Here is a 17,431-nt window from a genome sequence, read left to right as displayed (position 1 = left end):
AGAAAGAAGTCAGTTAATTGACAGGCAAACCAATTACCGGTTTAGATGCTACATTGCATAAATCAATCATAAAAATAAGTTGGAGGTGGTCATGAACCTTTCCCGTTCCCGGCATTTGAAACATGCCGTGTTGCTTGCACCCTTGTTACTGACGTTTACAGGTGGTATGGCCAGCGCCAAGGAAGTGTTGGTCAAAATTGGGCACATTGCACCGCTTTCCGGTCCACAGGCGCACTATGGCAAAGACAACGAATCGGGCGCAAGGTTGGCAATTGACGATTTGAACAAAATGAAAATTCAGTTGGATGGCGGTACTGCCAAATTTCAGCTGATTGCAGAAGATGATGCCGCCGACCCGAAAACCGGTGCAATTGTGGCGCAAAAATTGTGCGACATGAAGGTCAATGGAATTGTCGGGCATTTAAACAGTGGCACTACAATTCCGGCTTCCCGTATTTACTACGATTGCGGCATTCCGCAAATTACTCCTTCTGCGACCACGCCAAAAATCACAAAACAGGGTTTTGAGTCTGTATTCAGGGTAATTGCGCACGATGGCGTATTGGGGGTTGCCTTGGCGAAATACGCGGTTGACGAGATGAAGGCAAAGCGCGTGGTGGTGATCGATGACCGCACGGGTTACGGGCAACCTTTGGCTGATATTTTCACCAAGCAACTGGAGGCCAAAGGCATCAAAGTACTTGAGCGGCATTACACCAATGACAGGGCCACTGACTTTGCAGCCATTCTTACTTCGGTCAAACGCGTGAATCCTGACGTGATCTTTTATGGTGGTATGGATGCGCAGGCAGGGCCCATGCTGCGCCAAATGAAGCAACTGTCCATCAAGGCCAAGTTAATTGGTGGCGACGGTATTTGCACGGCTGAATTGATGCGTTTGGGCGGAGACAACGTGGGCTCCAATGTATTGTGCGCCGAGGGCGGTATGGCCTTGAGCAAAATGCCGGGTGGCCCTGCATTTGAAAAGCGATTCAAGGCCCAATTCAAGACTGACATTCAGGTGTATGCGCCGTTTGTCTACGATGCAGTAATGACCATGGGCATGGCCATGAAAAATGCAAAGTCAGCAGATCCGAAAAAATATTTACCGAAGCTGAAAGACATACGTTACGACGGTGTAATTGGTACCATTGCCTTTGACGAAGTGGGCGATGTGCTGAACGCTGCGGTCACCTTGAATTCGTATGGTCCTCAAGGCAAGTTTCCTGTGAAAGTGGTGAACTGATTCGTGCACGCCAAATAAAAAAAGCCAAGGCGCAACACCTTGGCTTTTTTAAGATACACCGGAGAACTTCTTACAGAGTCAGTACCCAGGCCGCCAATTTCTTGGCTTCTTCTTCAGTTACGTTTTGAGCGGGCATGGGAACTGGACCCCAGGCACCCTTGGTACCATTTTTAATTTTACCGGCCAGCATTGCTTCTGCACCTGCTTGACCTTTGTACTTGGCAGCCACGTCTTTAAACGCTGGGCCAACTACTTTTTTCTGAACTTGGTGGCAGGCCAAGCAGGCTTTGCTCTTGGCCAATGCTTCATCGGCGCTGGCAGACAACGGTAGAGCAACCATGGTGGCTGCAATTGCCAAGACACCCATTTGCTTGATCATACTGAACTCCTCACTTTGTTACAGTTATCACATTAATAACGTCTCGGGCGTCATTTTGGCAGACAACACGGTTGTTTGTCATGTGAAACAGCATGGTTTTTATCCTTCTGGGCATCCTTTTGCTCACAATGAAACTTGGCGGTGTACATCCTGTTAGCAATTGGGAATGGTTTTCTATTGCGGTGCCTTTTCTCATGGCAATTTGTTGGTTTGAGTTTTTTGAGCCTTGGCTTGGTTTGGATGTTCGTCGACAACAATTCAGGATGCGCCAGTTGGAGGCAAGAATAAGGCATTTTCAAAACAAAAAACCCCGACGCCAGCGCCGGGGTTTTCCGTTTAGATAAAGCACAGCAGTGTTTTACAAATCCAGGTCGCCATCGGTTACAGCGCCCTTGCTGGCACTGCTGGCCAAGGCTGCAAATTTTGCCAGTACACCGGTTGTGTAGCGTGGCTTCGGCTTCACCCAGCTTTCGCGGCGCTTCGCCAATTCTTCATCGCTTACATTGATTTGTAGCAGCTTTTGGTGCGCATCCATGGTAATGGAGTCACCTTCATGGATCAGTGCAATTGGGCCGCCCACATAGGCTTCGGGTGCAACGTGACCCACCACCATGCCCCATGTGCCGCCTGAAAAACGACCGTCGGTGATCAAGCCCACTGTTTCGCCCAAACCCTTGCCGATAATGGCTGAGGTGGGTGCCAGCATTTCAGGCATGCCAGGACCGCCTTTGGGGCCCAGATAGCGAAGAATAATCACATCGCCGTCTTTGATTTTGTCACCCAGAATTGCGTCCATCGCGCTTTGTTCGTCGTCGAACACTTTGGCTGGACCAGTAATTACAGGGTTTTTCAAACCAGTGATTTTCGCCACGGCGCCTTCAGGCGCCAGGTTGCCCTTCAGAATGGCCAGGTGGCCTTGCTTGTACAGGGCTTTTTCAATCGGCATGATTACGTTTTGATCGGCGCGTGGCACTGAAGGAATGTCAGCCAGTGTTTCCGCAATGGTTTTGCCGGTAATGGTGATGCAATCGCCATGGAGCAGGCCAGCGTCCAGCAGAACTTTCATAACCTGTGGAATGCCGCCTGCATCGTGCAGGTCAGTGGCCACATATTGGCCAGACGGCTTCAGGTTACAAATTACAGGCGTACGCAGGCGAACACGTTCGAAGTCTTCGTAACTCCATGCCACATCGGCGGCTTTGGCAATTGCCAAAAAGTGCAGTACCGCGTTGGTGGAACCGCCGGTTGCCATCAAAACAGCCACGGCGTTTTCGATCGATTTTTTGGTGATAATGTCGCGGGGCTTCAAGTCGTTGCGCACAGCCTCGATCAGCACCCGGGCGGATTCGGTGGTGGAAGTCACCTTTTCAGCATCAATATTGGACATGGTGCTGGAATAGGGCAGGCTCATACCCAGCGCCTCGAATGCCGAGCTCATGGTGTTGGCGGTGTACATGCCACCACAAGAACCCGAACTTGGGCAGGCGTTTTTCTCAATGCCCTTGAAGTCTTCTTCGCTCATGCGGCCTGCAGTGAACTCACCCACAGCCTCGAAAGCCGACACGATGGTCAAATCCTTACCCTTGTAGCGCCCGGGCTTGATGGTGCCGCCGTACACATAAATGCCAGGCACGTTCATGCGGGCCATGCCGATCATGCCGCCGGGCATGTTTTTGTCGCAGCCACCGATTACCAGCACGCCGTCCATCCATTGTCCCTGTACTGCGGTTTCAATGCAGTCGGCAATGACTTCACGGCTTACCAGGGAGTACTTCATGCCTTCGGTGCCCATGCTCATGCCATCGGAAATGGTGGGGGTACCGAAAATTTGTGGATTGCCACCAGCTTCCTTGACGGCTTTCACCGCGGCATCGGCCAGGGGCTGCAATCCGCTATTACAAGGTGTAATGGTGGAGTGGCCGTTGGCAATGCCAATCATGGGGTTGTTGAAGTCTTCGTCTTTGTAACCCATGGCGAAGTACATGGCGCGGTTGGGCGAACGGGCCACGCCCTGGGTGATGTTCTTGGAACGTCGATTGATGCTCATTGCAAAAGCTCGCAGGTGGATTTGGATTCAAAACGAGAATTTACCATTTTATGATGCTCCGCTGGGTACAGGAAGGTGCTCATTCATCAAAGGGTAGTCCCTAGGGCAGTACAATTGAACGGTTTTTTACATTCCGGGCATTCCATGTTTGTACATCCTGAATTCGATCCCATTGCGCTCTCGATCGGCCCTGTGGCCATTCGCTGGTACGGTTTGATGTATTTATTGGCCTTTGTGGCCTTCATCATGCTGGCCAAGCGACGGTTACACCTGTTTCCAGCCATCAAAATGGCTGATGTAGACAATATGCTGACCTGGGCAGTGTTGGGGGTTATTTTGGGTGGCCGGTTGGGCTATGTATTTTTCTACAAGCCCGACTATTACATGGCCAACCCAGGCGAAATTCTCGCAATTTGGGAAGGCGGCATGTCGTTTCACGGTGGCTTTCTAGGCGTGTTGCTGGTTTGCTTTTTGTATGGCACCTACAAAGGCTGGAAGTTTTTCGATGTCATGGATTTCGTTGCGCCGGCCGTACCCATTGGCTTGGCCCTTGGCCGCTTGGGCAACTTTATTAATGGTGAGTTGTGGGGTCGCCCTACAGACGGTTGGTGGGGTGTGGTGTTTCCCCAAGCCGGCGACGCCATTGCACGTCACCCTTCGCAGTTGTACCAAATGAGCCTGGAGGGCATTGCCCTGTTCATCGGGCTGTGGTGGTTTGCAAGCAAGCCACGTCCGCGTGCGGCTGTATCGGCCTGGTTCTTGATCGGTTATGGCGCCGCCCGCTTTGTTGTTGAATACGCCCGGGAGCCAGACCGCTTTTTGGGTATTTTGTCCTTGGGCTTGTCGATGGGGCAGTGGTTGTGTGTACCCATGATTTTGAGCGGTTTTGCCTTGTTGGCCTGGTCAAGAAACAAACCGACAGGGCTTGAGACCATGACTGCACTTGAAGCTGCCCAAGCCAAGGTGGGCAAGGGCAGTAAGCGAAGCAAGTAAGAGCGGGGCTGCTTAAAAGCCGGTAACGGCTTTGTAAATCATGGACAAGGCAATAAAGGCCAGTAGCAAGGCGAAAATGCGTTTGATCTTTTTAACCGGCAGCGTGTGTGTCAGTTTTGCACCATAGGGTGCAAACAGCACACTCATGGCAGCTACGCAGGCCACCGCGGGCAAATACACATACCCCAACGAACCGGCGGGCATGTCTTGCAAATGTTGACCATTGATTACATAGGCAATACTTGAAAATACTGCGATGGGAAAGCCCAATGCCGCAGAGGTGGCAACCGCATTGCGCAGGTTGATGTTGCTCCACACCATGAATGGCACTGACAAGAAACCGCCACCTGCACCCACGATGGCCGATGCCGCACCAATAACGCCACCAACAGCAGCCAGCCCGGGCTTGCCCGGTAAAGTGCGTGTGGGTTTGGGTTTCTTGTCCGCGTACATTTGATAAGCGGAAAAAATGACAAACGCACCAAACACCAGGGCCAGTTCTTTGGTGGGCAAATATGACACCACCTTGGAACCTACGAATCCGCCAACCAGAATACCTGGTGTGAGGAATTTCACGATGTCCCACCGTACCGCACCTGCCTTGTGGTGCGCGCGCATGCTGGAAATGCTGGTGAACATGATAATGGCCAGCGATGTGGCGATTGAGGAGTGCACCACATGGTCTACGGGTACACCTTGGCTAACCATGAGGAAGGTGAGGAAAGGTACCAGCAGCATGCCGCCACCAATGCCCAGCAAGCCAGCCAGCACGCCGCTGACTACCCCTAATACAAGCAGTGAAACTATAAAAACCGGATCGAACATGGTGATTGGAATACTTTGTTAAGCTGAAATGAATAAAAAAAGAGGCGATTGAACGTGGGTTCAATCGCCCCGGTGTGGGGTCTCTGCCGATGCCATACTGGCCCGATCCCTGAACCTAAGGTTCAAGTGGGTCGCAGTATTAGGGTCTTTAGGTTTCCCTGACTAAGAGGGAATCACACCGACCCTGAAAAATCCGCAACCGGGATCACAAATATTGGTTCACGGAATGCTGGCCAATACAGACACGGCAGAGATAAAGCAAAATTCTCTACTCGAACAAATCAACGTTCTTCGGCTTGTTTGGGTTTGTGCTGTTCAAACTGCCGTCGACCACTTGCTCGATAGCCTCGATTTTACGCTCAATCGTCTCAATGTCCAGTCCTAAAACCGGGTTAGAAGGATTACTTCCTACGAGCGATTCATGCGCGATCTGTAAAGCGGCCATGACTGCGATTTTATCGAGTCCCACCACCTTGCCGGTGTTGCGAATGCTCGACATTTTGGTTTCTACAATATTTACGGCTTGCTGCAAGGCAGCTCGCTCTTCGGGTTTGCAGGCAATGCGAAATTCCCTGCCCATGATCTTGACGTCAAGTGCTTCCAATTATTCCTCCGAATTCAATTCAAGTTCAGGGAACCATTGGTTCAGCATTTGGTTGATTTGACCCTGTGCGTGATTCACTTTCTTTTGGAGCTGTTCATTTTCCCGGCGCAGGGCTTCAATTTGGTCCTTGCCCGATTTTTCTTCATGCCGGCTTTGCTCGAGAGCTTTGGCCAGGCTGGATACTTTGACTTGAAGTTCGTCGAGTTTCGCAAGCAGTGATTGCGTCATTGGCTGGCTCCGTCTTCGGGTAATAAGTCCCGAGGGTTGCTGTTATTGGTATTTTAACTTGACTATACAGTTGCTTACAGCAATCTACTACAGTTTCGCTTTAGGTTAAAACAAAGTTTTCAAGCCCAACACGTCTTGCATGTCAAACAATCCTTTCTCATGCCCAATCAAAAACTGGGCTGCACGAATTGAGCCTTGTGCATAGGTCATGCGGCTTGATGACTTGTGGGTAATTTCAATGCGTTCACCAATGCCGGCAAACAACACAGTGTGATCGCCCACAATGTCACCACCACGGATCGTCGAAAAGCCTATGGTGCCAGCCTTGCGCTCACCGGTAATGCCTTCGCGGGCAAACACACCCACGTCTTGCAGGTCCACGCCCAAGCCTTTGGCAACAACTTCACCCATGCGCAGTGCCGTGCCGGAAGGCGCATCGACTTTTTTGCTGTGGTGGGCTTCTATCACCTCAATGTCGTAACCTTGAGCCAATATTTTTGCAGCCACTTCAAGAAGTTTGAATGTCGCGTTTACCCCAACCGCCATGTTGGGCGACCACACCATGGCCACTTTTTCTGCAGCCTTTTTAAGTGCTTCCAGCTGTTTGGGTTCAAACCCGGTGGTGCCGATGACCGCTTTCACATTGTGTTTTTCACAAAGTGCCAAGTGTTCAAGCGTGCCTTCCGGGCGTGTGAAATCAATCAAGATCTCGGCATTCGACAAAGCGGTGTCAGGATTGTCGGTCACCAGTACGCCTGATGAAATACCCATAAAGTCACCGGCATCACGACCAATGCCGGGTGAGCCAGCCTGGTCAAATGCGCCGGCGAGCTCGCAGCCGGGGTGGTTCAGAATGGCTTCGATCAGTGTTTTGCCCATGCGCCCGCTGGCGCCGGCAATTGCAATTTGAATTGGCTTGGTCATGGCTTTTTATTTAAGTACGGGTGCGCGGTCTGTGCCACCCACTGCGGATTCCGAATCTTTAATGTCCTCGGCTGGTTTTTCAGAGGGCAAGGGTTCTGTTGGTACTTTGGTATTGGCGTCGGGCCCCAACAGGTCAGTTGGACTTGCGGGCAGATTTTCACCGCCGTGGCGTGCCACGCGCTCGTTCTCGAAAATCACGGTGTAGCGGGATTGAGTGGACTGCCCGTCGGCGCGCAACAATCGGTAAATATAGTCCCATCGATTCGAATGAAACGCGTCATTTAACAAAGGCGTGCCGAGAATAAAGCGTACCTGCTCTTTGGTCATTCCCACTTGCAGCTTTGCAACGTCTTGTTGGGTAACGAAGTTGCCTTGTTGAATATCAAACTTGTAGGGTTTGACAAAAGAGGGCACGTAGTTGTCCGGAATGAATGAACACGCGGAAACCCCTAGGGCCAAGGTCGAGCAAAGAATCAAATTCAGTCGTAAAATACGCATTGTTTTGTGAATTCGCATGTGAAGTGGGAACAGAGTACCTTATTCGGTGCGCTAACATGTCCTGCAAAGGCGTTATCATAAGCTACTTGAACTCGATTAAGCCTCAGAATGGTACCAAACTCATGACTACAGCAACGGATCTAAAAAGCATTGGTTTAAAGGCAACGCTGCCGCGGATGAAAATTCTGGAATTGTTCCAGAGCGGGCAACATCGCCACCTGAGCGCTGAAGACGTTTACAAGCTATTGCTACAAGAAGACCTGGACATTGGCTTGGCCACTGTTTACCGTGTTCTAACGCAGTTTGAACAGGCCGGTTTACTGGCTCGCCAACATTTTGAGACTGGCAAGTCGGTGTTTGAGCTCAATGAAGGTGCTCACCATGACCATTTGGTGTGCGTGCAATGCGGCAAGGTGGTTGAGTTTTTTGACGAAGAAATCGAGCGTCGCCAAAATATGATTGCCAAGGACCGTGGGTTCGAGTTACATGACCACGCACTTTCCCTGTACGGCTCCTGCACCAAAAAAGACTGCGAGAACCGACGCAAGTAAGGTTTTTCCAAATTAAATCAATTGTTGGCCGAGGCGATCATTTCATGCGCAGCAGTGCGCGTGGCCTCGGTGATTATCTGCCCACCCAGCATTCTTGCAATTTCCTCTACCCGTGCCTTGGCTTCCAGTTGCACAATTTTCGAGCGTGTTGTTTGCGCTGAAATGTCTTTGCTGACCTGGAAGTGATTGTGGCCTTGTGCGGCCACCTGGGGCAAATGTGTAACACACAGCACCTGTTTGTTTTTGGCCAAAAGGCGCAGGTAGCGCCCCACGGTTTCAGCCACCGCACCACCAATGCCGCTGTCCACTTCATCAAAAATCAAAGTAGGAACGGGGGTACTTTCAACAGTGTTGACGGTGATCGCCAGGCTGATTCGCGCCAGTTCACCACCCGATGCGACTTTTTGGATGGCTTGGGGTGTCACGCCAGGGTGCCCGGCCACGCGGAACTCGATTTGGTCACTGCCCTTGGGGGAGGGTTCGCCCTTGGCGACATCCACCACAAAAACACCCCCTTGCATACTCAGTGTTTGCATCGATTCTGTAACCCGTGTGGACAGGGTCTGCGCTGCATTTTTGCGTGCTTTACTTAATTCGTTGGCTAGTTTTTCATAGGCTTGGCGGGCTGCATTGAGTTCTTTCTGAAGCTTTTCAAGATCGAAACCTTCTTCGAGTCCTTTGATCTCTGCTTGAACACTTTCCATTTCAGTGTGCAGTGTTTCCGGTTGAATGCGTAGTTTCCTTGCCGTTTCATGCCAAAGCGACATGCGTGCTTCGACTTCGGCCAAGGTGTCTGGATCAAGATCGCTGTGTTTCAAGTAGTGGCCCAAATCGTAGCTGGCCTCTCGAACCAGTATTTCGCCTTCCGAAAGCGTTTTCACTACGCCCTCAAGAGCCGGGTCGCGGGTACTTAAGTGGCTTAGTTTTTCGATTATGTGGGTAAGTTGGTCGAGCAGGGCATTTTCATTTTGTGACAGCACGTCACTTGCATGTTGGGTGCCCTCGATCAATTCTGCGCCATGGCTTAAACGGTCAAAATCGTTGCTTAGAACTTCCCATTCACCTGCTTTTGGGGCTACTTTGCTTAACGAGTCTAGTTTCCATTGCAGGTTTTCGATGCGTGCGGCCCTGTCTTCTTGACTACTCTGAGCTTGCTTCAGCGCCTTTTCCGCATTTTTCAACACAGAATAAGTTTGCGCGGTGGCTTGAACCAAGGCGCTGTGCTGACCGAAGTCATCGAGCAGGCGAAGTTGCTCACCCGGCTTAGCCAGCGTTTGAAAAGCATGTTGACCATGAATGTCGATCAAGGTTTCGGACAACTCTTTCAGTGTGCTGGCAGGCACGGGTGTGCCATTGATATAAGCCTTGGATCGGCCATTCGATTCAATGGCACGTCGCAAGTGCATTTCGCCCTCGCTGCAGTCAATCGATTGCTCATCGAGAATGGCTTTGGCGGCGGGGTTAATCTCGAACACCGCAGTGATATTGGCGCGTTCACAACCTTCGCGAACCTGTGATGCATCAGCACGCGCGCCCAGGCAAAGCGACAGGGCATCAATCAAAATTGATTTGCCAGCGCCGGTTTCACCAGACAGCACAGACATGCCTGGTTCAAAGTGCAAGTCGAGTTTGTCGACGATAACGAAATCCTGAATGGTCAAACTACTTAGCATGGCCGCTGTCTCTAAGTCCTCGAGTTTTGTGGGGGGCTTCTGTGGGGCTTGCACTCCAGTGCAGTTTTTGCCTCAACATTGCAAAATAATCATAGCGTGCCGGGTGCAAAAGCCGGATGGGGTGTGGTGACACCTTAATCCGAATTTGGTCACCTACTTTTGCTCGACCGTTGAACTGCATGTCAAAGTGCACGCCGGTTTGCTTGCCGCCCGTCACAATGATGTCAATGGTGCTGTGTTGGGGCAGGGCAATGGGGCGATTGGTCAGCGCATGCGGAGCCACCGGCACAATCAGCAGGCCAGCGAGGCTAGGGTGAAGTATGGGGCCATCGGCTGAAAGTGCATACGCAGTTGAGCCTGTTGGCGTCGAGATAATCAGTCCGTCTGCGCGCAAGTCGTACATAAACGTGCCGTCTACCTCTACACGCAGCTCAACCATGCCGCCCACAATGCCACGGCTGATCACAATGTCGTTCAGGGCAATGTGATTCTCAACGACTTTGCCTTGCCTTAAAATTTGACCCTCAAGGTAGGCGCGGTTTTCTGACACAGACTGCCCGTTGATGGTGTCAATCAATGTGGGGTCGATATCGTCCAGGCGAATGTCAGTGAGAAAACCCAGGCGTCCTTGATTAATTCCAATCAAGGGAATATTGGAATCGGCCAGTTCTCGGGCCGTGCCCAAAAAAGTGCCGTCACCGCCAATAATGACTGCAATTTTTGCTTTTTTCTTGATCAGGGACAAATTCGCAAATTCGAAATTGGCTTGATCATATTCAGGCTTCGAGTTTTTTGACGAACTTCCACTTAACATGGAATCGCAAACCAGTACGTGGAATGCATTGGCGGCCAGCAAGTCAACAACGCTTCGCCAAATGGCCTGTTTTGGGGAGGCGCCATGTTTGGCAAACACAGCAATGCACATCCCTTTCTGTTTCGGCATTCTTGATTCCCTGTTTTTGTCGTAAAGTGAAGCCTGAGACCCAATCGTATCGCAACACGCATTTGAAGTGACATTGATGATAGACGAACGCGCCCGTTCCATATTGAAAACATTGGTTGAAAGGTACATCACAGAGGGCATCCCGGTGGGTTCAAGGGCTTTGTCCAAGTACTCCACACTGGATTTGAGTCCTGCAACTATTCGCAATGTGATGGCGGATCTCGAGGAATTGCGCCTGGTGGTCTCGCCACACACTTCGGCAGGCCGAATGCCCACGCCGCAGGGTTACCGTATGTTTGTGGATTCTTTACTCACGGTAAAACCCTTGGCGATCGATGTTCAAACCGCTTTGAGTGGTGGTATCCAGCGTGAGGACCCCAACCGCGTTCTGAACAAGGCGGTGAATTTGCTGTCCAGCCTTTCGTCGTTTGCCGGGGTTATTACCGCACCGAGAAAAGCGGCACTGTTTCGTCATGTTGAATTTTTGAGTTTGTCTGATCGAAAGGTGTTGCTAATTATCGTGACGCCCGATGGGGATGTGCAAAACCGTATCCTGATTGTTGAAAAGCCTTACACCCAAAGCGAATTGACCATGGCTGCGAACTTTTTCAACCAGCATTTCGCGGGTTTGAGTTTCCAGCAGGCCAAACAAAGGTTGTCGGAAGAGTTGCATCAAATTAGCCAGGACATCAGCAAGTTGATGCAGGCTGCGGTGAATGCAGGCACGGAAGCTGAGGAAAGTCAGTCTGACGGGGTCTTGCTTTCTGGCGAACGCAAGTTGTTGGACGTGTCAGATTTATCGACCAACATGGAAAGGCTGAAAAAGATGTTCGGTGTGTTTGAACAGCGAACAGCCTTGCTGCGTCTACTTGAAAGTTCAAATCGCGCCGAGGGAGTGCAAATTTTCATCGGTGGCGATTCAAGCCTGGTGCCGATGGAGGAAATGAGTGTGATTTCAGCGCCTTACCATGTCAATGGTGAGGTGGTGGGCACCTTGGGGGTGATCGGCCCGACACGCATGGCCTACGAACGATTGATTCCGATTGTGGACATCACATCGAAGCTGGTGTCATCGGCTTTGTCGGATCCAGAGTAGGGCGAGCCACCCCGACAGCCAGCTTTGGGTATACTTTCAGGCTTGATGTTCAATAGGTAGTACCCATGCGCACCGAAGCCCCATTTCGTCACGGCACGCCCCAGAAAACCGCGGTTTTACTCGTCAACCTAGGCACCCCGGACAACGCAGACACGCCGTCCCTGCGTCGCTACTTAAAAGAGTTTTTATCAGACCCGCGCGTGGTTGAGATTCCCAGGTTGATCTGGTGGATTATTTTGAACTGCATTATTTTGCAGCTTCGCCCCAAGAAATCAGCGGCCAAATACGCCACCGTGTGGACCGATGAAGGTTCGCCACTGCTGGCGATCGGCAAGCGCCAAGTGAAAGTTCTGAGCGAGGCATTCAAGGCTCGACGCTGGGACGTTCGGGTTGATTTGGCCATGCGTTATGGCAATCCCTCTGTGGCAAGCCGAATGGATCAGCTTCGCAAAGACGGCTACGACCGGGTGCTGGTGTTTCCTTTGTATCCTCAGTATGCGGCGGCCACCACAGCTTCGGTATTCGACGCCGTATTCGATTGGGCCAGGCCCGTGCGCAATATCCCCGAATTGCGATTGGTAAAGCACTACCATGACCACCCCGCTTATATTCATGCCCTTGCTGAAAGCGTGCGCAAACACTGGCTAGCCAATGGCAAACCCAATTTTGATCAGGGCGATGTGTTGCTGTTCAGCTTTCATGGTGTGCCAGAAATGACTTTGCTGAAAGGCGACCCCTATCACTGCGAATGTTATAAAACCGCACGGTTGCTCGGTGAGGAATTGGGGCTGGAAAAAGGCAATTACCGGGTTACCTTTCAAAGCCGGTTTGGCAAAGCCAAGTGGCTTGAGCCCTACACCGACAAAACTTTGCAAGCCTTGGGGCAGGCCGGTACCAAGCGAATCGATGTAATGTGCCCCGGCTTCATGGCCGATTGCCTTGAAACACTTGAGGAAATTAACCAGGAAGGCCGCGAAGACTTTCAGCATGCTGGTGGTGGCGAGTTTCATTACATCACCTGCCTGAACGACAGTGATCTGTCTGCAGCCATGTTGTCGGAAATCACTGCGCAACACATGCAAGGCTGGCCCGTGGACATGGGTTACGAAGAATCCATGGCGCAGGAGCTTGCCGAGAGCCGCAAACTGGCTTTGGAGATGGGTGCTCAATAATCCCTATTGGGAAAATGGTAAATATTGCTGCTTGGGGGCTTGAAATTCGCGTTCAAGTCCCCATTTGTCGAACAGAGTAGGGGTGACAGGTAAAGACTTGTCGCCTCTTTTGAATTTTAATGGAGGAAAAGACATGTCAGAGCCCACTGGAAAGCCGACCACAGACGAGCAAGCGTCTGCCCAGGCCCCAGAAGGTCAGCAGCACGGCGCGCAGACCCAAAATGAAACCGAGCAGGTGGTACAACAAGAAGCGCCACAAGACGAAATATCAGTTTTGAAGGCTGCTTTGGAGAATGCGCACCTTGAAGTTGAGAAGTCCAAAGAGGTTTACCTTCGCTTGGCCGCTGACATGGAAAACCTTCGTCGCCGCACGCAAGAAGACGTCGCCAAAGCGCACAAGTACGCTATCGAGTCGTTTGCAGAATCATTGGTGCCAGTTCGCGACAGTCTCGAAATGGCCTTGGCTGTTGAAAATCAAACCCCCGAAGCGCTGAAAGATGGCGTGGCCGCAACTTTGCGCCAACTCGAGGCTGCTTTTGAGCGCGGCAAAATCGTGGCGTTGAACCCAATCGGCGAAAAATTCAACCCCAATCAGCACCAGGCAGTGGCCATGGTTCCGGGCAGTTCAGTTGAGCCGGCCGTGGAGCCTAACCATGTGGTTGCGGTGTTGCAAAAGGGCTATTTGATTAATGACCGCGTGCTGCGCCCGGCCTTGGTCTCAGTTGCACAATAAGTTGCGCAATAAATTTTACAAAGTGGGTTGAAAAACCCCTTGAACTGAAGGGCTTTAGCCCCATATCAGGCTTAACAGAACATTACTGAATTTAGAAATCACGGAGAAATTCATGGGAAAGATTATTGGCATTGACTTGGGTACCACCAATTCTTGCGTAGCAGTATTTGAAGGCGGTGGCTACAAAGTCATCGAAAACTCGGAAGGTGCGCGTACAACCCCTTCCATTATTGCTTACATGGAAGACGGCGAAATTTTGGTGGGTGCGCCTGCTAAGCGTCAAGCTGTGACCAACCCCAAGAACACCCTGTATGCAGTCAAGCGTTTGATTGGCCGCAAGTTTCAAGATGCTGAAGTACAGAAAGACATTGACATGATGCCTTTCACCATCATGAAAGCCGACAATGGCGATGCATGGGTTGGTGTACGCGACCAAAAACTGGCACCCCCACAAGTGTCTGCCGAAGTGCTACGCAAAATGAAGAAAACTGCGGAAGACTACCTGGGTGAAGAAGTCACCGAGGCGGTAATTACCGTGCCTGCTTACTTCAATGACAGCCAGCGCCAAGCTACCAAAGACGCGGGCCGTATTGCTGGCCTGGATGTGAAGCGCATTATCAACGAGCCCACTGCTGCAGCCTTGGCTTTCGGTATGGACAAGGCAGAGAAGGGCGATCGCAAGATTGCCGTGTATGACTTGGGCGGCGGTACATTCGACGTGTCCATTATCGAAATTGCTGACATCGATGGTGAAAAGCAATTTGAAGTGTTGTCGACCAACGGTGACACATTCCTGGGCGGTGAAGACTTCGACCAACGCATTATTGACCACATCATCGACGAGTTCAAAAAGAACAACGGCGTTGATTTGTCCAAAGACCCAATCGCTTTGCAGCGCATCAAGGCTGCGGCCGAGCGCGCGAAGATCGAGCTTTCTTCTTCACAGCAAACCGAGATCAACGAGCCCTATATTGCGATGGCCAATGGCGCCCCTGTGCACCTGACCACCAAGTTGAGCCGCTCCAAGCTGGAAGCGCTGGTTGAAGACCTGATTACCCGCACTGTTGAGCCCATGAAAATGGCCTTGAAAGATGCCGGTTTATCTACTTCACAAATCGATGACATTATTTTGGTTGGCGGTATGACCCGCATGCCCAAAGTTCAAGAAGCCGTGAAAAACTTCTTCGGTAAAGACCCCCGCAAGGATGTGAACCCCGATGAAGCCGTGGCTGCTGGTGCCGCCATTCAAGGTTCTGTGTTGAGTGGCGATCGCAAAGATGTATTGCTGCTTGACGTGTCACCGTTGTCTCTGGGTATTGAAACCATGGGCGGTGTGATGACCAAGATGATCGAGAAAAACACGACCATCCCGACCAAGTTCAGCCAAGTGTTTTCAACTGCCGATGACAATCAGCCTGCAGTCACCATCAAGGTGTTTCAGGGTGAGCGCCAAATGGCGAACGACAACAAGAGCCTGGGTGAATTCAACCTGGAAGGCATTCCACCCGCACCGCGTGGCGTGCCACAAATTGAAGTGACCTTCGACATTGATGCAAACGGCATTTTGCACGTGTCTGCAAAAGACAAAGGCACTGGCAAAGAAAACAAGATTGTGATCAAGGCCAACTCGGGTTTGTCTGAGGACGAAATCCAGAAAATGGTGAAAGATGCCGAAGCCAATGCGGCCGACGATGCCAAGCGCCGTGAACTGGCTGAAGCCAAGAACCAGGCCGATGCGCTGGTGCACAGCACCCGCAAGAGCCTGGGTGAGTATGGCGACAAGCTGGAAGCGGGCGAGAAGGAAAAAATTGAAGCTGCATGCAAGGCTTTGGAAGAGGCAGCCAAGGGCGAAGACAAAGACGCCATTGATGCCCGTACCAAAGAGTTGGCCGAATCAGCCCAGAAACTGGGTGAGAAAATGTACGCCGACATGCAAGCCCAGCAAGCTGCAGAAGGTGCCGCTGCCGGTGCCAACCCAGGTGATGCTGAGCAGCAGTCTTCTTCCAAGAAAGATGATGCAGACGATGTAGTGGATGCTGACTTCAAGGAAGTGAAAGACAAGTAATGTGGGTTGCGGGGCGCCTTGCGGGGCCTCGCTTGAAACCAAGGGCACACTGGCTGGCTGCAAATTTTGCAGTTTTTCAGTGAAGCCCTTTTTGTACGAATAAAAGCAGTGTTTAACAAACCGCTGCATGAATTGAGACTGACATGGCAAAACGGGACTTCTACGAGATTTTGGGTGTACAAAAAAATGCCACAGACGATGAGCTGAAAAAAGCCTATCGGAAAATGGCCATGAAGTATCACCCTGACCGCAACCCCGATAGCAAGGATGCTGAGGCCAAATTCAAAGAAGCCAAAGAAGCCTATGAAATGTTGACTGATTCCAAGAAGCGTGCGGCTTACGATCGCCACGGCCATGCGGGTGTTGACCCCAACATGGGTGGCGCTGGTGCTGGAGGTTTCTCGGATTTCTCAGACGCTTTTGGCGATATTTTTGGTGATATTTTTGGTGGCCGTGCTGGTGGAGGCGGCTCTCGCCAGTCGCAGATGTACCGCGGTTCAGACCTGAAGTACAACATGGAAATTACGCTGGAGCAGGCAGCCAAGGGTTTCGATACGCAAATTCGTGTGCCGGTGTGGGACAACTGCGGTACCTGTTCCGGCAGTGGTGCAAAGCCCGGTACCAAGCCTGAAACCTGTTCCACCTGCGGTGGGTCGGGTGCGGTGCGCATGACGCAAGGCTTTTTCAGTGTTCAGCAAACCTGCCCGAAGTGCCACGGCACGGGCAAAATGATTCCGCACCCCTGTCACGATTGTGAAGGTTTGGGTCGCAAGAAAACCAACAAAACACTGGAAGTGAAAGTACCTGCCGGTATCGACGATGGCATGCGAATCCGTTTGAGCGGCAAGGGTGAGCCTGGTGTGAACGGTGGCCCAGCGGGTGATTTGTATGTGGAAGTACACCTGAAAGAACATGCTGTTTTTCAGCGTGATGGTGACGACTTGCATTGCGAAATGCCGGTTTCATTTGCCGCTGCTGCGCTGGGCGGCACCATTGAAGTGCCCACCCTGGGTGGCAAGGCGTCATTTGATATTCCTGAAGGAACACAGACCGGAAAAACATTCCGTTTGCGTGGCAAGGGCATCAAGGGTGTGCGTTCTTCATATCCAGGCGATTTGTTCTGCCACATTGTGGTGGAAACCCCGGTGCGTTTGTCTGAACGTCAGAAAGAATTGCTCAAGGAGTTTGAGCAGTCTTGCACCGCTGATGGAGACAAGCATTCACCGCGGGCGAAGGGCTGGATGGACAAGGTGAAGGACTTCTTTGGCTAACTGGCAGCATTGCAGTTAGTGCGTGGCTGCTCGCTAGTTTCGAGTGCCACATCACCTTGCCTAAGCAATGCTTCTTTATCCGGCTTGATGCTTCTTGCTCGGGGCATGCGAAACGCTTTGGCGTCTTCGCATCGATTCCTGGCGGAACCGCCCCTCGCTGTGAATCCGCCGGGAAGCCTTGCA

Annotated in this window: 18 protein-coding genes and 1 other RNA gene; 9 read left to right on the top strand and 10 right to left on the bottom strand. The window is 51.6% G+C overall.

The features are described 5' to 3' along the window. Window positions 1-166: 166 nt before the first annotated feature. Window positions 167-1,246: a branched-chain amino acid ABC transporter substrate-binding protein gene (locus FRIGORI9N_RS04760; protein ID WP_159569643.1), complete on the top strand. Its 1,080-nt coding sequence runs from the start codon at window positions 167-169 to the stop codon at window positions 1,244-1,246. Window positions 1,247-1,316: 70 nt separating this feature from the next. Here the strand turns inward: FRIGORI9N_RS04760 and FRIGORI9N_RS04755 are convergent, their stop codons facing one another. After that, the gene (locus FRIGORI9N_RS04755; protein ID WP_159568707.1) at window positions 1,317-1,625 is read right to left on the bottom strand and encodes a c-type cytochrome; all 309 of its coding nucleotides are present in this window, start codon (window positions 1,623-1,625) and stop codon (window positions 1,317-1,319) included. A gap of 92 nt (window positions 1,626-1,717) precedes the next feature. On the opposite strand from FRIGORI9N_RS04755, the gene FRIGORI9N_RS15565 reads away from it, so the two are divergent. Continuing rightward, window positions 1,718-1,969: a TIGR04438 family Trp-rich protein gene (locus FRIGORI9N_RS15565; protein WP_159568706.1), complete on the top strand. Its 252-nt coding sequence runs from the start codon at window positions 1,718-1,720 to the stop codon at window positions 1,967-1,969. A gap of 14 nt (window positions 1,970-1,983) precedes the next feature. Here the strand turns inward: FRIGORI9N_RS15565 and ilvD are convergent, their stop codons facing one another. Further along, window positions 1,984-3,672 (bottom strand): dihydroxy-acid dehydratase, encoded by a 1,689-nt coding sequence (gene ilvD, locus FRIGORI9N_RS04745; protein ID WP_159568705.1) that lies wholly within the window; start codon window positions 3,670-3,672, stop codon window positions 1,984-1,986. A gap of 144 nt (window positions 3,673-3,816) precedes the next feature. Between ilvD and lgt the strand changes: the two genes are divergently transcribed. Next, window positions 3,817-4,665: a prolipoprotein diacylglyceryl transferase gene (gene lgt, locus FRIGORI9N_RS04740; RefSeq protein WP_159569640.1), complete on the top strand. Its 849-nt coding sequence runs from the start codon at window positions 3,817-3,819 to the stop codon at window positions 4,663-4,665. A 12-nt stretch (window positions 4,666-4,677) separates the two neighbouring features. Here the strand turns inward: lgt and FRIGORI9N_RS04735 are convergent, their stop codons facing one another. The 6 genes from FRIGORI9N_RS04735 to FRIGORI9N_RS04710 form a co-directional block, all read right to left on the bottom strand. Then, entirely contained in the window at window positions 4,678-5,490 is an 813-nt protein-coding gene (locus FRIGORI9N_RS04735) for a sulfite exporter TauE/SafE family protein (protein WP_159568704.1), read from the bottom strand. A gap of 76 nt (window positions 5,491-5,566) precedes the next feature. Next, window positions 5,567-5,747: non-coding RNA, 6S RNA (ssrS, locus tag FRIGORI9N_RS04730), on the bottom strand. An 11-nt stretch (window positions 5,748-5,758) separates the two neighbouring features. Next, window positions 5,759-6,094: a cell division protein ZapA gene (locus FRIGORI9N_RS04725; RefSeq protein WP_159568703.1), complete on the bottom strand. Its 336-nt coding sequence runs from the start codon at window positions 6,092-6,094 to the stop codon at window positions 5,759-5,761. Further along, the gene (locus tag FRIGORI9N_RS04720; RefSeq protein WP_159568702.1) at window positions 6,095-6,322 is read right to left on the bottom strand and encodes a hypothetical protein; all 228 of its coding nucleotides are present in this window, start codon (window positions 6,320-6,322) and stop codon (window positions 6,095-6,097) included. It lies immediately after the preceding gene. Window positions 6,323-6,427: 105 nt separating this feature from the next. Then, window positions 6,428-7,234 carry a 4-hydroxy-tetrahydrodipicolinate reductase gene (gene dapB / locus FRIGORI9N_RS04715; RefSeq protein ID WP_159569638.1) on the bottom strand — a complete coding sequence of 269 codons (807 nt, stop codon included), beginning with the start codon at window positions 7,232-7,234 and terminating at the stop codon, window positions 6,428-6,430. 18 nt (window positions 7,235-7,252) lie between these two features. Beyond that, entirely contained in the window at window positions 7,253-7,660 is a 408-nt protein-coding gene (locus tag FRIGORI9N_RS04710; protein WP_201301407.1) for an outer membrane protein assembly factor BamE, read from the bottom strand. Window positions 7,661-7,866: 206 nt separating this feature from the next. On the opposite strand from FRIGORI9N_RS04710, the gene fur reads away from it, so the two are divergent. Further along, window positions 7,867-8,295 carry a ferric iron uptake transcriptional regulator gene (gene fur, locus FRIGORI9N_RS04705; RefSeq protein ID WP_159568700.1) on the top strand — a complete coding sequence of 143 codons (429 nt, stop codon included), beginning with the start codon at window positions 7,867-7,869 and terminating at the stop codon, window positions 8,293-8,295. A gap of 17 nt (window positions 8,296-8,312) precedes the next feature. On the opposite strand, the gene recN is transcribed toward fur, so the two are convergent. Beyond that, window positions 8,313-9,968, bottom strand: coding sequence for a DNA repair protein RecN (gene recN, locus FRIGORI9N_RS04700; protein ID WP_159568699.1), 1,656 nt, complete (start codon window positions 9,966-9,968; stop codon window positions 8,313-8,315). Further along, on the bottom strand, window positions 9,958-10,911 hold the full coding sequence (locus FRIGORI9N_RS04695) for an NAD(+)/NADH kinase (RefSeq protein ID WP_159568698.1): 954 nt from the start codon (window positions 10,909-10,911) through the stop codon (window positions 9,958-9,960). The genes recN and FRIGORI9N_RS04695 overlap by 11 nt, the downstream gene beginning before the upstream one ends. 79 nt (window positions 10,912-10,990) lie before the next feature. On the opposite strand from FRIGORI9N_RS04695, the gene hrcA reads away from it, so the two are divergent. From hrcA to dnaJ, 5 genes are all read left to right on the top strand, one after another. Further along, window positions 10,991-12,007 (top strand): heat-inducible transcriptional repressor HrcA, encoded by a 1,017-nt coding sequence (gene hrcA, locus FRIGORI9N_RS04690; RefSeq protein WP_159569636.1) that lies wholly within the window; start codon window positions 10,991-10,993, stop codon window positions 12,005-12,007. Between the two features lie 65 nt (window positions 12,008-12,072). Beyond that, the gene (hemH, locus tag FRIGORI9N_RS04685; RefSeq protein WP_159568697.1) at window positions 12,073-13,179 is read left to right on the top strand and encodes a ferrochelatase; all 1,107 of its coding nucleotides are present in this window, start codon (window positions 12,073-12,075) and stop codon (window positions 13,177-13,179) included. 133 nt (window positions 13,180-13,312) lie between these two features. Further along, the gene (grpE, locus tag FRIGORI9N_RS04680) at window positions 13,313-13,912 is read left to right on the top strand and encodes a nucleotide exchange factor GrpE (protein WP_159568696.1); all 600 of its coding nucleotides are present in this window, start codon (window positions 13,313-13,315) and stop codon (window positions 13,910-13,912) included. A 112-nt stretch (window positions 13,913-14,024) separates the two neighbouring features. Next, window positions 14,025-15,977 carry a molecular chaperone DnaK gene (dnaK, locus tag FRIGORI9N_RS04675; protein ID WP_159568695.1) on the top strand — a complete coding sequence of 651 codons (1,953 nt, stop codon included), beginning with the start codon at window positions 14,025-14,027 and terminating at the stop codon, window positions 15,975-15,977. 143 nt (window positions 15,978-16,120) lie between these two features. Continuing rightward, entirely contained in the window at window positions 16,121-17,248 is a 1,128-nt protein-coding gene (gene dnaJ / locus FRIGORI9N_RS04670) for a molecular chaperone DnaJ (protein WP_159568694.1), read from the top strand. Window positions 17,249-17,431 lie beyond the last annotated feature (183 nt).

The organism is Limnobacter sp. 130, from assembly GCF_902506325.1.
Taxonomy (GTDB): Bacteria; Pseudomonadota; Gammaproteobacteria; order Burkholderiales; family Burkholderiaceae_B; genus Limnobacter.
Note: the sequence above shows the minus strand (reverse complement) of the source record. Positions and strands in the feature narration are given on the sequence as shown.

Bases quoted from the DNA above. Each gene is read 5' to 3' on its own strand.
- FRIGORI9N_RS04760 (WP_159569643.1), top strand. From the start codon at position 167: ATGGCCAGCGCCAAGGAAGTGTTGGTCAAAATTGGGCACATTGCACCG.
- FRIGORI9N_RS04755 (WP_159568707.1), bottom strand. From the start codon at position 1,625: ATGATCAAGCAAATGGGTGTCTTGGCAATTGCAGCCACCATGGTTGCT.
- FRIGORI9N_RS15565 (WP_159568706.1), top strand. From the start codon at position 1,718: ATGGTTTTTATCCTTCTGGGCATCCTTTTGCTCACAATGAAACTTGGC.
- ilvD (WP_159568705.1), bottom strand. From the start codon at position 3,672: ATGAGCATCAATCGACGTTCCAAGAACATCACCCAGGGCGTGGCCCGT.
- lgt (WP_159569640.1), top strand. From the start codon at position 3,817: ATGTTTGTACATCCTGAATTCGATCCCATTGCGCTCTCGATCGGCCCT.
- FRIGORI9N_RS04735 (WP_159568704.1), bottom strand. From the start codon at position 5,490: ATGTTCGATCCGGTTTTTATAGTTTCACTGCTTGTATTAGGGGTAGTC.
- FRIGORI9N_RS04720 (WP_159568702.1), bottom strand. From the start codon at position 6,322: ATGACGCAATCACTGCTTGCGAAACTCGACGAACTTCAAGTCAAAGTA.
- fur (WP_159568700.1), top strand. From the start codon at position 7,867: ATGACTACAGCAACGGATCTAAAAAGCATTGGTTTAAAGGCAACGCTG.
- recN (WP_159568699.1), bottom strand. From the start codon at position 9,968: ATGCTAAGTAGTTTGACCATTCAGGATTTCGTTATCGTCGACAAACTC.
- FRIGORI9N_RS04695 (WP_159568698.1), bottom strand. From the start codon at position 10,911: ATGCCGAAACAGAAAGGGATGTGCATTGCTGTGTTTGCCAAACATGGC.
- hemH (WP_159568697.1), top strand. From the start codon at position 12,073: ATGCGCACCGAAGCCCCATTTCGTCACGGCACGCCCCAGAAAACCGCG.
- grpE (WP_159568696.1), top strand. From the start codon at position 13,313: ATGTCAGAGCCCACTGGAAAGCCGACCACAGACGAGCAAGCGTCTGCC.
- dnaK (WP_159568695.1), top strand. From the start codon at position 14,025: ATGGGAAAGATTATTGGCATTGACTTGGGTACCACCAATTCTTGCGTA.
- dnaJ (WP_159568694.1), top strand. From the start codon at position 16,121: ATGGCAAAACGGGACTTCTACGAGATTTTGGGTGTACAAAAAAATGCC.